The organism is Streptomyces sp. NPDC012935, from assembly GCF_042900345.1.
GTDB lineage: Bacteria > Actinomycetota > Actinomycetes > Streptomycetales > Streptomycetaceae > Streptomyces.
On sequence record NZ_JBIBBC010000021.1, the window covers coordinates 136,322 to 149,482 of the forward strand.

The following is a 13,161-nucleotide window of genomic DNA, read 5'->3' on the forward strand; positions in this document are numbered from 1 at the left end:
GCCTCGGTGCATCCTGAGAAGTGGTCCTTCAGCGGTCTTCTCGAACGAAGGAGCAGGTCATGCCGTCCCTGCATTTCCACGTGAACTCCTCGATGAGCCCGTCCGAGGTCATGGGGGTCCTGACCAATTTCAGCCCCTCCCGGGTCGAGGAGTGGCCCTCCATCGACGCCGAGCACTTCACGGTCCACGAGCGCGGGGACACCTGGGCCGAGGTCACTGAGGGAAACGAGAAGTCGTGGGAGCGCGCCCGCTACGAATGGGACCCGGCAACGAACCACGTCACCGTCACCACGCGGGACTCGAAGCCCTTCGGTTCGGGCGGATGGGAGTTCCAGATGACTCCCACGGATGAGGGCACGCGCATCGACGTCGATCTCGAACGGCATCCCAGTACGTTCAAGGCGAAGATGATGTCTCCGATCATTCCCTTCGCCGCACCGGTGTTCCGCAAGTCCTTCAAGGAGCCCTTGCACACCACCTAGCCGCCCCGGTCGAAGGGCGGAAGCTGCTGCCACACGCGTCGACTCACGCCTCTTGGAGAGCCAGGCGGTGCAGCCCTTTGCGGTCGTAGTAGCGGGTCATGGCGAAGCCGAAGAGCAGAGCGACGGCGAGGCCGATGGCGATCATGGTCCAGCCGCGGGTCAGGCCGGCTTCGGCGCGGGCGTCGAAGTAGAGGATGGCGCGCACGCCGTCGGTCACCTGGCGGAACGGTTCGAACAGGGCGAGGAAGCGGTAGAAGCCGGGGACCGCCTGGAGGGGGACCGTCGCTCCCGAGGACGGCAGGGCCAGGGCGATGAACACGAACATGGACACCACCTGGCCGATTCCGCCGAAGGCCGCGTTGATGGCCTGCACGCCCAGGCCCACGGCCAGGCTGGCGCAGTAGGAGAAGATCCACAGCAGCGGCAGATGCGACGCGTCCATGCCCAGGATCGCGACCGTGGCGACCATGGTCAGGCTCGTGGTGATCACGGCGATGCCGGCACTCATGATCATTTTCAGCAGCAGGGTCTGCGTACGGCTGATCGGGACCGTCGGGCGTCGTGAGTGCCAGGGTCCGATCTCGTTGTCGGTGTAGCCCAGGCCCGCGTCGACGCCGTTGTTGATGATGTTGCCGCCCACGAACGCGGTGAGCACCAGGAGCAGCGTGTAGTAGAAGGCGGTCAGACCCAGGCCGCTGTGGCGGCCGATCGGGTGGCCCGCCCGGGTGGTGACGGTGACCGGGTCGGCCAGGAGGGCCCGGAGCGTCGTGTCGGCACCCTTGGTCTTTGCCTGGTCGGTCAGCTGACGGCCGATCGCCAGGGAGCTCTGGTGAGCGGCGCGCTGGGAGATCTGGTTGGCCAGGGACGAACCGAGGCTTCCCAGGCCGGGGTTGGTGAGAATGGTGAGGGTGGGCCGTGCCGTGGCGCGGGAGGTCGTCAGAGCCGCCACCGACGAGGTGAAGTCGGCCGGGATGACGAGGGCTCCGTAGATCTTGCCCGCCGCCAACTGGTCCTGCATCTGGGCCTGGTTCAGTCTGCGCCACTGCACCTTGTTCGACGGAGTCGCCGCGATGACCTCCCGGCTCAACTGCGCTCCCACGGGCTGCCGCTGTCCCGGTAGTGGCGGGCCCTCGTCCGAATCGACCAGGGCGATCGGCAGATCGCGCAGGCTGTCGTTCGGATTGACGATGCCGCCCATGTAGAGCAGCGACAGGAACAGTGCCACCAGCGCGGACAGGACGGTCGGCACAAGCCAGAGCTTTGCGTGCCGTGCGACGACGACTGCGCGTGCCGGCGTCGGCTGCTGCCCGGACCCCGCTGATGTCATGGCACTCCGTCCGGCTCCGATCCGACGTCGCGCCGGCCTGGCCGTGATGTCGACGGTCCGACCGCGGCCGCGCGCCAGGGGTCACAGCTCACCCCGGGAACGGCGCCGGCACCGGGGCGCTGCCGGCGACGATAACTCCGCCGCCACCGACCTCCCGCCACGACACGCTGCGTCGAGCGGGGGGAGGAGTCCGCCGGTCTTTTGTCGCATTTGTACGCACCTTCCGTGACGCAGCGCACTTTCGACCGCGGATCGCGCATGCATTCGGGGGGCGGGGGCAGGCGCACTCGGTCCCGTGAGTGACACGTGTGTGACACAGGGGCTCTGAACAGGAACGGAAGGCAACACCGATCATGGCGGACAGTACGGAACTCCAGGCGCGCGGCACCCTCCACGTAGGAGGAGAGTGGCGGGCGGCCGTCTCCGGCGCGACGCGCGAGATCCTCGACCCCGCGGACGCCACGCCGTTCGCCGTGGTCGCCGAGGGCGACGAGAAGGACACCGATCTGGCGGTGGCGGCAGCCCGCCGTGCCTTCGACGGCGGCCAGGGGGAGTGGCCGCGCACGCCCGTCGCCGAGCGCGCCGCCCTGCTGCGCCGCGTCGCCGGCCTGCTGACGCGCGACCGCGAGAAGCTCGGCCTGCTGGAGAGCCGTGACGCCGGCAAGACCGTCGAGGAGGGCCGGGTCGACATCGACTGCGTCGCCGACGCCTTCCGCTACTTCGCCGACCTCGTCGCCGCCGAGGCCCCGGGCCGGGTCGTCGACGCCGGCTCACCCGACCTCCACAGCGTCGTCGTCCATGAGCCGGTCGGTGTCTGCGCGCTGATCACCCCCTGGAACTACCCTCTCCTCCAGGCGAGTTGGAAGATCGCCCCGGCCCTCGCCGCCGGCAACACCTTCGTCGTCAAGCCCAGCGAGATCACCCCGCTGACGACCATCGCCCTGATCGAGCTGCTCGTCGAGGCAGGACTGCCGGCCGGGGTCGCCAACATCGTGACCGGGCCCGGCCACACCGTCGGCGCCCGGCTCGCCGAGCACCCCGACGTCGACCTCGTCTCCTTCACCGGTGGCCTGGTCAGCGGCACGAAGGTGGCCCAGGCCGCGGCGCCCTCGGTCAAGAAGGTCGCCCTCGAACTCGGCGGCAAGAACCCCAACGTCGTCTTCGCCGACGCCTGCGCCACCGACGAGGCCTTCGACACCGCCGTCGACCAGGCCCTCAACGCCGCCTTCATCCACAGCGGCCAGGTCTGCTCGGCGGGCGGCCGCCTCATCATCGAGGAGTCCGTCAGGGACCGATTCGTCGCCGAACTCGCCCGCAGGGCAGGCCGGATCCGGCTCGGCCGCGGCACCGCCGACGGCGTCGAGTGCGGACCGCTCGTCTCCGAGCAGCAGCGCGCCAAGGTCGAGGCCTACGTCGACTCCGCGCTCAAGGAGGGCGCGGTGCTGCGCTCCGGCGGCAGGCGGCCCGAGCCGTCCGCGGAGCGCCCGGCGAACGGCTACTTCTACGAGCCGACCGTCCTCGACCACTGCCACCGCGAGATGCGCGTCGTACGCGAGGAGGTCTTCGGCCCGGTCCTCACCGTCGAGACCTTCCGCACGGAGGACGAGGCGATCGCCCTCGCCAACGACACCGAGTACGGCCTCGCCGGCGCCGTCTGGACCGCCGACGCGGGACGCGCGCGCCGGGTCGCCGGCCGGCTGCGGCACGGCACCGTCTGGATCAACGACTTCCACCCCTACCTCCCGCAGGCGGAGTGGGGCGGCTTCGGCAAGAGCGGAGTGGGCCGCGAACTGGGCCCCGCCGGACTCGCCGAGTACCGCGAGAGCAAGCACGTCTACCAGAACCTCGCGCCGAAGCCGGTCCGCTGGTTCGCCGGCTAGACGCTCCGCCGGTAGGGCCGTGACTACCGACGTGCCGCGGCACGCCGTCGGTCGTCTGCGGCGTCGTCGTGGCTGGTCGCGCAGTTCCCCGCGCCCCTTCCGGGCGCCTCCGGTCGCCCTCTGTGATCTGAACCCCCCTGGAGTTACCAACCCATGTCCGACAAGATCCCCGAGAACGAATACGACTACGTCGTGATCGGCGGCGGCACGGCCGGCTCGGTCATCGCCTCCCGCCTCACCGAGAACCCCGACGTCACGGTCGCCGTGATCGAGGGCGGACCCAGCGACGTCGGCCGCGACGACGTCCTCACGCTGCGCCGCTGGATGGGCCTGCTCGGCGGCGAGCTGGACTACGACTACCCGACCACCGAGCAGCCACGCGGCAACTCGAACATCCGGCACAGCCGGGCCCGCGTCCTCGGCGGGTGTTCGAGCCACAACACCCTCATCGCCTTCAAGCCACTGCCGTCCGACTGGGACGAGTGGGAGGAGGCCGGCGCCACGGGCTGGGGCGCGGTGCCGATGGAGGCGTACTACGCCCGGCTGAAGAACAACGTCGTCCCCGTCGACGAGAAGGACCGCAACGCCATCGCCCGCGACTTCGTCGACGCCGCCCAGGGCGCACTCGGCGTCCCGCGCGTCGAGGGCTTCAACAAGCAGCCCTTCACCGACGGCGTCGGCTTCTTCGACCTCGCCTACCACCCCGAGAACAACAAGCGCTCGTCGGCGTCGGTGGCGTATCTGCACCCGGTGATGGACGAGCGCGAGAACCTGACGATCCTGCTGGAGACCTGGGCGTACAAGCTGGAGCTCGACGGCACCCGCGCCGAGGGCGTCCACGTGCGCACCAAGGACGGCGAGGAACTCCTCGTCCGTGCCCGGCGCGAGGTCGTCCTGTGCGCCGGCGCCGTCGACTCGCCGCGGCTGCTGATGCACTCCGGCATCGGGCCCAAGGAGGACCTCACCGAGCTGGGCATCCCGGTGGTCCACGACCTGCCGGGCGTCGGCGAGAACCTGCTCGACCACCCCGAGTCGGTGATCGTCTGGGAGACCGAGGGCCCGATCCCGGACAACTCCGCGATGGACTCCGACGCGGGCCTGTTCGTCCGCCGCGACCCCGAACACCAGGGCCCGGACCTGATGTTCCACTTCTACCAGATCCCGTTCACGGACAACCCGGAGCGACTGGGCTACGAGCGGCCGGAGTTCGGGGTGTCCATGACGCCGAACATCCCCAAGCCCAGGAGCCGCGGCCGGCTCTACCTCACCAGCGCCGACCCGTCCGTGAAGCCCGCGCTCGACTTCCGCTACTTCACCGACGAGGACGACTACGACGGCCGCACCCTCGTGGACGGCATCCGCATCGCCCGCGAGATAGCGAAGACCGAACCGCTGGCGCACTGGCTCAAGCGCGAGGTGTGCCCCGGCCCGGACGTCACGGGCGACGAGGAGCTGAGCGAGTACGCCCGCAAGGTCGCGCACACCGTGTACCACCCGGCCGGTACCTGCCGTATGGGCGCCGCCGACGACGAACTGGCCGTGGTGGACCCGCAGTTGCGGATCCGCGGCCTGGACAAAATTCGTATCGCCGACGCCTCCGTCTTCCCGACGATGACCGCCGTGAACCCGATGATCGGGGTGCTCATGGTCGGGGAGAAGGCCGTCGACCTGATGGGAAGTGAGGCGTGATGAGTACTGCGACGCCCGAGAACGTGACGAGTACGACCACTGCGACGAAGGCGGCGACGGCCGAGGACACCCCGGTGTTCTCCGTCGAGGGCCTGTGGAAGGTGTTCGGCTCGAAGGCACACCGCGTCCCCGCCGACCCGGAGCTGGCCTCGCTCGCGCCCGCCGAGCTGCGCGCGCGAACCGGCTGCACGGCGGCGGTGCGGGACGTGTCCTTCGACGTGCGCAAGGGCGAGGTCTTCGTCGTCATGGGCCTGTCCGGCTCCGGCAAGTCCACGCTGGTGCGCTGTCTGACCCGGCTCATCGAGCCGACGGCGGGCTCCATAGCCATCGACGGCGAGGACGTCCGCGCCATGGACAAGACCCGGCTGCGCGAACTGCGCCGCCACCGCGCCGCGATGGTCTTCCAGCACTTCGGCCTGCTGCCGCACCGCACGGTCCTGGACAACGTGGCGTACGGCCTGGAGATCCAGGGCGTCGGCAAGGCGGAGCGCCGTGAGCGGGCCGCCGAGGTGGTGGCCAAGGTCGGCCTGGAGGGCATGGAGCACCGCAGGCCGGGCCAGCTGTCCGGCGGTCAGCGCCAGCGCGTGGGCCTCGCGCGGGCGCTGGCGGTGGATCCGGAGGTGCTGCTCTTCGACGAGCCGTTCAGCGCGCTCGACCCGCTGATCCGGCGGGACATGCAGGAGGAGGTCGTGCGCCTGCACCGCGAGGAGGGCCGCACGATGGTCTTCATCACCCATGACCTCAGCGAGGCACTGAAGCTCGGCGACCGCATCGCCCTGATGCGCGACGGCGCCGTCGTCCAGTTGGGCACGCCCGAGGAGATCGTGGGCTCCCCGGCCGACGACTACGTCCGCGAGTTCGTCCGGGACGTCGCGCGCGAGCAGGTCATGACCGTGCGTTCGGCCATGCGGGCCGCGTCGGCGGACGAGACCGGCAACGGCCCGGCGATCGCGCCGGACGCGACGGTGTCCGAGGCGATCGAGGCCGTGGCGCGCACCGGTTCCCCGGCTCGCGTCATGGAAGGCGGACGCTGTCTGGGCGTCGTCGACCACGAGCGGCTTCTCGGCGTCGTGGCGGGGACGCAGCAGGGCTCCGCAGCGGGTGCGGAGAAGAGTAAGGAGGTGGCTTGATGGCCACCGTCACAGCCGCCGCTCCCCGGGCCACCGCGCCCGGCATCCTCAAGCACCCCGCCGTCCGCAAGCTCCTGCTGCTGGCGCTCGTCGCCGCGATCCTCGTCCCGCTGGCGAACGCCCGCTGGGCAAGCGGCACCTGGCCCTCCGCGCTCACCGTCGACTTCTCCGATCCGCTCACCAGGACGAGCGACTGGATCATCGACAACCGGGACAGCCACCCGCTGTTCCTCTACTTCTTCGGCCACATCAGCAACGCGGTCGTGATCTGCGTACGCGCCGTGTACCTGGTGCTGCTCGCCGCCGGCTGGGCCGGCGTCACGGCCGCCGCGTCCCTGATCGCCTGGCGCGTCGCGGGCCTGCGGCTCGCCACCGGCACGGCGGCCGCGTTCCTGGCCTGCGGGTTCCTCGGCATGTGGATCCCGACCATGCAGACCCTCGCGCTGATGATCGTGGCGGTCCTCGCCTCGGTCGTCGTGGGCATGCTGCTGGGTCTCGCCGCCGGGCTGTCCGACCGCATGGACCGGGTCCTGCGCCCCGTCCTTGACACCATGCAGGTGCTCCCGGCCTTCGCCTACCTGCTCCCCGTCGTCCTGGTCTTCGGCATCGGTGTCCCCGCCGCCGTCCTGGCCACCGTCGTCTACGCCGCCCCGCCGATGGCCCGCCTCACCGCCCTCGGCCTGCGCGGCGCCGACAAGGAGGTGCTGGAGGCCGTCGAGTCGCTGGGCGCCACCGCACGGCAGCGACTGCTGACCGCCCGCATCCCGCTGGCCCGCAAGGAACTCCTGCTCGGCCTCAACCAGACGATCATGATGGCGCTGTCGATGGCGGTCATCGCCTCCGTCATCGGCGCGGGCGGCCTCGGTGACCGCGTCTACCAGGCACTGGCCTCGGTCGACGTCGGCGCGGCGCTCGCGGCCGGCATCCCGATCGTGCTCCTCGCCGTCGTACTGGACCGGGTGACCTGCGCGGCCGGCGAGAGTCTCGGTGACGAGCCCCATCCGAACGGCCGGGCGCGCTGGCTGTACGCCCTGGTCGCCGCCGTCGCCGTAGCCGTCGCCGGACGTCTCCTGGGCCGCCTCGACTGGCCCGACGCCTGGACCCTGAACATCGCCGAGCCGGTCAACCGCGCCGTCGACTGGATGACCGCGCACCTCTACTCCGGCGTCCCCGTCATCGGCGGCACCGCCGACTGGGCGGCCCACTTCACCACCTGGGTCCTCGACCCCGTGCGCGACGGCCTGCAGTGGCTGCCCTGGTGGTCGGTCCTGCTCATCGTCGCCACCCTCGCCTGGCTGATCGGCACCTGGCGCACCGCGCTGACCGCCGTGCTCGCCATGGCCGCGATCGGCGTACTGGGTGTGTGGGGCCCGTCGCTCGACACCCTCTCCCAGGTCCTCGCGGCCGTCGCCGTCACGCTGGTCCTGGGCTTCGCGACCGGCATCGCGGCGGCCCGCAGCGACCGCTTCGAACGCCTGCTGCGGCCTGTCCTGGACGTCTTCCAGACGATGCCGCAGTTCGTGTACCTGATCCCGGTGGTGGCGCTGTTCGGCGTCGGCCGCGCACCCGCGGTCGCCGCAGCCGTCGTCTACGCCCTGCCCGCCGTGGTCCGCATCACCACGCAGGGTCTGCGACAGGTCGACCCGGCCGCCCTGGAGTCGGCCCGCTCACTCGGCGCGACGCCCGCCCAGCAGCTGCGGCAGGTCCAGCTCCCGCTGGCCCGCCCGGCGTTGCTGCTCGCCGTCAACCAGGGCGTGGTCCTGGTCCTCGCCGTCGTCATCATCGGCGGTCTGGTCGGCGGTGGCGCGCTCGGCTACGACGTCGTCTTCGGCCTCGCGCAGGGCGACCTCGCGACCGGTCTGGTGGCCGGCGCGGCGATCGTCTGCCTGGGCCTGATGCTGGACCGCGTGACCCAGCCGACGGAACGCCGCGCGAAGAAGGGAGCGTGACATGCGACTTCGTATGCGTAGTACCCGTGCGTCTCGTACGACTGCCGCAGTGGCCGGCGTGTCCTCGCTGGCCCTGCTGACCCTGACCGGCTGCGGCGCCGCCGACATGACCAAGCAGGCCTCGCCGTTCGCGGGCGCGCAGGGCACGAAGTCCGTGACCCTGTCCATCCAGTCCTGGGTCGGCGCTCAGGCCAACGTGGCCGTCGCCCAGTACCTGCTGGAGCACGAGCTCGGCTACCGCGTCGACACCGTCCAGATCGACGAGGTGCCCGCCTGGGACGCCCTCAGCCAGGGCCGGGTCGACGCGCTCCTGGAGGACTGGGGCCACCCGGAGGAGGAGCAGCGGTACGTCAAGGACAAGAAGACGATCGTGCCCGGCGGCGACCTCGGGGTCACCGGGCACATCGGCTGGTACGTCCCGACGTACTTCGCCAAGCAGCACCCGGATGTCACCGACTGGAAGAACCTCAACAAGTACGCCGAGCAGATGCGCACGGCCGAGAGCGGCGGCAAGGGCCAGCTGATGGACGGCTCGCCCTCCTACGTCACCAATGACAAGGCGCTGGTGCAGAACCTCGACCTGGACTACCAGGTCGTGTTCGCCGGTTCGGAGGCCGCGCAGATCACGCAGATCAAGCAGTTCGCCAAGGAGAAGAAGCCCTTCCTGACGTACTGGTACTCGCCGCAGTGGCTGTTCAAGAAGGTCCCGATGACTGAGGTGAAGCTGCCGGCGTACAAGGAGGGCTGCGACGCGGACCCGGAGAAGGTGGCCTGCGCCTATCCGCACACCCCGCTGCAGAAGTACCTCAATGCCGACTTCTCGAAGAGCGGCGGCGAGGCGGCGGCCCTGCTGAAGAAGTTCAAGTGGACGACCGAGGACCAGAACGAGGTCTCCCTGATGATCGCCGACGAGAAGATGTCGCCCGAAGAGGCGGCGAAGAAGTGGGTGGACAGCCACGAGTCCACGTGGAAGGCGTGGCTGTCCTGACGTTCACGACGCGGTGAGGCCGGCGGCGATGCCGCGCAGCGCCTGAGTGGCGGCGCGTTGGAGTCCCGGCCCGAACGTGATGCGGGTGGCCCCGAGTTCGCCGAGTTCGGCGGGCGAGGGGCCGCCGGTCACGGTGCCGTGCACGTTGATCGGCCCCTGGATGCCGGACCGCAGCAGTGGCAGTACGTCCACGGGGGCGCCGATCGGATAGACGCAGTCGGCGCCGGCGGCGACGTACAGGGCGGCTCGCTCGATGGCCTGTTCGGCTGCCTGCTTGGGGTCGGCGTCCCGACGTGCCCGGATGAATGCGTCGATCCGGGCGTTGACGAAGAGCCGGTCGGCGGCAGCGTGCCGCACCTCGGCGAGCCACTCGGCGTGCCGCCGCGGATCCTTCAGGACCCCGCCCTCGGAGTCCTCCAGGTTGCATCCCACGGCCCCGGTCTCCAGCAGCCGTTCCACCAGCTCCTTCGGCGCGATTGCGTACCCGCCCTCGATGTCCGCCGACACCGGCACGTCGACCGCCCGTACGATCCGCGCGACCGCCGCGAACATCTCGTCGGCCGGGGTCTGCCCGTCCTCGTGGCCGAGGGAAGCGGCGACACCCGCACTCGGCGTGGCCAGCGCAGGGAACCCCGCCTCGACGAAGAGGCGGGCGCTGGCGGCGTCCCAGGGGCCGGGCAGGACCAGCGGGTCGCCGGGGGAGCGGCGCCGGTGCAGTGCGCGTAACGCGTCGACCTTGGTCACGGTTTCCGTCCGTCGTCCGGTCACGTCTGGTATCCCCCTGGTGGAATGCGGCGGGCGACCATCACCCGGTTCCAGTTGTTGATGGCGACGACCAGCCCGATGAGATGGGCGAGTTGGCAGTCGTCGAAGTGCGCGGCGGCACGCTCGTACACATCGTCGGGCACGAAGCCGTCCGTCAGGACGGTGACCGCCTCGGTCAGCGCGAGCGCGGCCCGTTCCCGCTCGTCGAAGACCTCCTCGGCCTCGTCCCAGGCGGCCAGCAGCTCGAGCTGCTGCTCACTCACGCCGTGCTTGCGGGCGATCGTGAGATGCATGTCGAGGCAGAAGGCGCAGTGGTTGAGCTGCGAGGCCCGGATCACGACGAGCTCGGCGAGAGCGGGGTCGCCGAGCCCCTTCTTCGCGGTGGCGCTGAGGGCGGACATGGCCTGCCCGACCGCTGGGTCGAGAGACCGGGTCCGGACCGTTCGGACCGTTCTGACCGTTCGGACCGTCACTTGTGCCCGCCCGCGTGCTGTGCGGGCTGGTGGTGGCCGGGGGCCATACGGAAGGTCACGCCGAACCGGTTCCAGGCGTTGATCACCGCGATCGCCGAGATCAACTGAGCCAGCTCGGCCTCCTCGAAGTGCTGGGCGGCCCGCTCGTACACCTCGTCCGGCACGAAGCCGTCCGTCAGGACCGTCACCGCCTCGGTCAGCTCCAGGGCGGCGATCTCCTTCTCGGTGTAGAAGTGCCGCGACTCGTCCCAGGCGCTGAGCTGGATGACCCGTTCGACGCTCTCGCCCGCCGCGAGCGCGTCCTTGCTGTGCATGTCGACGCAGAAGGCGCAGTGGTTGATCTGCGACGCGCGGATCTTCACCAGTTCGTACAGCCTGTGGTCGAGGCCCTGCTTGGCTGCGGTGTCGAGCCGGATCATCGCCTTGTAGACGTCGGGGGCGAGCTGGGCCCACTGCAGGCGGGCGGGGCGTTCAGGGGCGTACTCGATCGTCGAGGTCGCGGTACTCGTAGCGGTAGTGGGCGTGGTCGTCGTCGCGGTCGTGGGCGTGCCCGTGGGCGTGCCGGTGTCTGCGGTCGTCATGATCTCGACCCTAGGAGCGAAGCAGCCCAGGAGTATGGTCCACTTCCATGCCGAAACCTTGGGCCACTCTGGGCGTCGACCTCCACCTGGAACCTGCGGGAGGGGGCCTGCGCCGGGGCCTGGCAGACGCCCTGCGCGAAGCGGTCCGCACCGGCCGCCTCGCCCCCGGCACCCGCCTGCCCTCCTCCCGCTCCCTGGCCGCCGACCTGGGCATCGCCCGCAACACGGTCGCCGAGGCCTACGCCGAACTGGTCGCGGAGGGCTGGCTCAGCGCCCGCCAGGGGTCGGGCACGAGGGTGGCCGACCGGGAGGTGATCCTGCCCAGGGGTGGGGCGACTTCCCACGGCGCCGCGACCGCCACCGACGCCGAGGCCACCGCCACGACCGCCCCCCGCGCCGCGGCCGGCCCCCGCGCCGCGGCCGGCCCTCGTGCCACGTCCGCACCCGGTGCGGCCACCGCGCCGCCCCACGCCATCGCCCCGCCCCACGCGCCCGCCCGACCCTTCATGGCACCCCGGCCAGAGCGCCCCCGCCCCGCCTACGACCTGGCCCCCGGCACCCCCGACCTCTCCGCCTTCCCCCGCACGGAGTGGCTCAAGGCGGCCCGCCGCGCCTTGCTCGCCGCCCCGAACCACGCCCTGGGTTACGGCGACCCGCGCGGCCGCGACGAGCTGCGCACCGCCCTCGCCGCTTACCTCTCCCGAGCCCGCGGTGTACGCGCCGACCCCGACCACATCATCGTGTGCGCGGGTTTCGCACACGGCCTGCACCTGCTCGCCACCGTGCTACGGGCACGCGGGATGAAGACGGTGGCGGTGGAGTCGTACGGCCTGGCACCACACTGGAGGCAACTGACGAGGGCGGGTCTGTCCACGACCCCGCTCCCCTTCGACGAACTGGGCACGAACCCGGGCGAGTTGGGGGACGAGGGGGCGGTCCTCCTCACCCCCGCCCACCAGTTCCCGATGGGCGTGCCGCTGCACCGTGACCGTAGGGCGATGGTCGTCGACTGGGCGCGTCGCACCGGCGGAGTGGTCCTGGAGGACGACTACGACGGCGAGTTCCGCTACGACCGCCAGCCGGTCGGCGCACTTCAGGGCCTGGACCCCGACCGCGTCGTCTACCTCGGCACGGCCAGCAAGTCCCTGGCCCCCGGCCTGCGCCTGGGCTGGATGGTGTTGCCGCCGACACTGCTGGAGGAGGTGACGGAGGCGAAGGGCGGCGTGGACACGTGCGGCGTCACGGACCAGCTGACCCTGGCGGAGTTCCTCACCTCAGGCGCCTACGACCGCCACGTCCGCGCCGCCCGCCTGCGCTACCGCCGCCGCAGGGACGCCCTGGTGCGCACCCTTGCCACCCACGCCCCCCACCTCCAGGTCACCGGCATCGCCGCCGGCCTCCACGCCGTCCTGCGCCTCCCACCCGGGACGGAGCAGTCCGTCACCCAGGCAGCGACCTGGCAGGGTTTGGCCCTGCACGGCCTGACGGCCTACCGCCACGAGTCGGCAACCGTGCCGCCGCTGGACGCCTTGGTCGTGGGGTACGGGACGCCGCCGGATCATGCGTGGGCGGGGGCGCTGGAGGCGTTGGGGAGGGTGTTGCCGTGAGGGGGCGTGGGCATTCCAGCCGGTCTGGTGTTCGAGGACGAGGTTGTGTCATCCCTAGTCCCGCCCACCCGCTGGGAATTGCAAACCCGCTGACGGTGTCTCTGGGCTTCGGCCCAGGTATTTCAGCCGGTCCGGTGTTTGAGGACGTGGCTGTGCCATCCCTGGTCCCGCCCACCCGCTGGGAGTTGCATGCCTGCTGACGGTGTCTCTGGGCTTCGGCCCAGGTATTTCAGCCGGTCCGGTGTTTGAGGACGTGGCTGTGCCATCCCTGGTCCCGCCCACCCGCTGGG

Annotated in this window: 11 protein-coding genes; 7 read left to right on the forward strand and 4 right to left on the reverse strand. The window is 70.9% G+C overall.

The window, feature by feature from the left end; translation table 11 throughout:
* Nucleotides 1-59: 59 nt before the first annotated feature.
* Nucleotides 60-482: a hypothetical protein gene (locus ACFY5C_RS35785; protein ID WP_389452718.1), complete on the forward strand. Its 423-nt coding sequence runs from the start codon at nucleotides 60-62 to the stop codon at nucleotides 480-482.
* A 43-nt stretch (nucleotides 483-525) separates the two neighbouring features.
* Here the strand turns inward: ACFY5C_RS35785 and ACFY5C_RS35790 are convergent, their stop codons facing one another.
* Nucleotides 526-1,809 carry a YhgE/Pip domain-containing protein gene (locus tag ACFY5C_RS35790; protein WP_389452721.1) on the reverse strand — a complete coding sequence of 428 codons (1,284 nt, stop codon included), beginning with the start codon at nucleotides 1,807-1,809 and terminating at the stop codon, nucleotides 526-528.
* A 353-nt stretch (nucleotides 1,810-2,162) separates the two neighbouring features.
* Here ACFY5C_RS35790 and ACFY5C_RS35795 point away from each other — a divergent pair, with 353 nt between their 5' ends.
* The 5 genes from ACFY5C_RS35795 (at nucleotide 2,163) to ACFY5C_RS35815 (ending at nucleotide 9,445) form a co-directional block, all read left to right on the forward strand.
* Complete coding sequence (locus tag ACFY5C_RS35795; protein WP_389452724.1) at nucleotides 2,163-3,689, forward strand: aldehyde dehydrogenase family protein; 1,527 nt, start codon at nucleotides 2,163-2,165, stop codon at nucleotides 3,687-3,689.
* Nucleotides 3,690-3,842: 153 nt separating this feature from the next.
* Nucleotides 3,843-5,378: a GMC family oxidoreductase gene (locus tag ACFY5C_RS35800; protein WP_389452727.1), complete on the forward strand. Its 1,536-nt coding sequence runs from the start codon at nucleotides 3,843-3,845 to the stop codon at nucleotides 5,376-5,378.
* Nucleotides 5,378-6,508, forward strand: a complete 1,131-nt coding sequence (locus tag ACFY5C_RS35805) for a glycine betaine/L-proline ABC transporter ATP-binding protein (RefSeq protein ID WP_389452729.1) — start codon at nucleotides 5,378-5,380, stop codon at nucleotides 6,506-6,508. The genes ACFY5C_RS35800 and ACFY5C_RS35805 overlap by 1 nt, the downstream gene beginning before the upstream one ends.
* Nucleotides 6,508-8,457 (forward strand): ABC transporter permease, encoded by a 1,950-nt coding sequence (locus ACFY5C_RS35810; RefSeq protein WP_389452732.1) that lies wholly within the window; start codon nucleotides 6,508-6,510, stop codon nucleotides 8,455-8,457. The genes ACFY5C_RS35805 and ACFY5C_RS35810 overlap by 1 nt, the downstream gene beginning before the upstream one ends.
* 1 nt (nucleotide 8,458) lies before the next feature.
* Nucleotides 8,459-9,445, forward strand: coding sequence for an ABC transporter substrate-binding protein (locus ACFY5C_RS35815; protein WP_389452735.1), 987 nt, complete (start codon nucleotides 8,459-8,461; stop codon nucleotides 9,443-9,445).
* A 3-nt stretch (nucleotides 9,446-9,448) separates the two neighbouring features.
* Here the strand turns inward: ACFY5C_RS35815 and ACFY5C_RS35820 are convergent, their stop codons facing one another.
* Genes ACFY5C_RS35820 through ACFY5C_RS35830 form a run of 3 tightly spaced genes read right to left on the reverse strand, consistent with a single transcriptional unit; the run spans nucleotide 9,449 to nucleotide 11,264 of the window.
* Entirely contained in the window at nucleotides 9,449-10,189 is a 741-nt protein-coding gene (locus ACFY5C_RS35820) for an isocitrate lyase/phosphoenolpyruvate mutase family protein (protein ID WP_389452764.1), read from the reverse strand.
* Nucleotides 10,190-10,209: 20 nt separating this feature from the next.
* Nucleotides 10,210-10,683 (reverse strand): carboxymuconolactone decarboxylase family protein, encoded by a 474-nt coding sequence (locus ACFY5C_RS35825; protein ID WP_389452738.1) that lies wholly within the window; start codon nucleotides 10,681-10,683, stop codon nucleotides 10,210-10,212.
* Nucleotides 10,680-11,264 carry a carboxymuconolactone decarboxylase family protein gene (locus ACFY5C_RS35830; protein ID WP_389452741.1) on the reverse strand — a complete coding sequence of 195 codons (585 nt, stop codon included), beginning with the start codon at nucleotides 11,262-11,264 and terminating at the stop codon, nucleotides 10,680-10,682. Before ACFY5C_RS35830 ends, ACFY5C_RS35825 begins: the two co-directional genes overlap by 4 nt.
* 47 nt (nucleotides 11,265-11,311) lie before the next feature.
* Between ACFY5C_RS35830 and ACFY5C_RS35835 the strand changes: the two genes are divergently transcribed.
* A complete protein-coding gene (locus ACFY5C_RS35835) occupies nucleotides 11,312-12,871 on the forward strand; it encodes a PLP-dependent aminotransferase family protein (protein WP_389452744.1) in 1,560 nt (519 codons plus the stop codon).
* The last annotated feature ends 290 nt before the right edge of the window (nucleotides 12,872-13,161 follow it).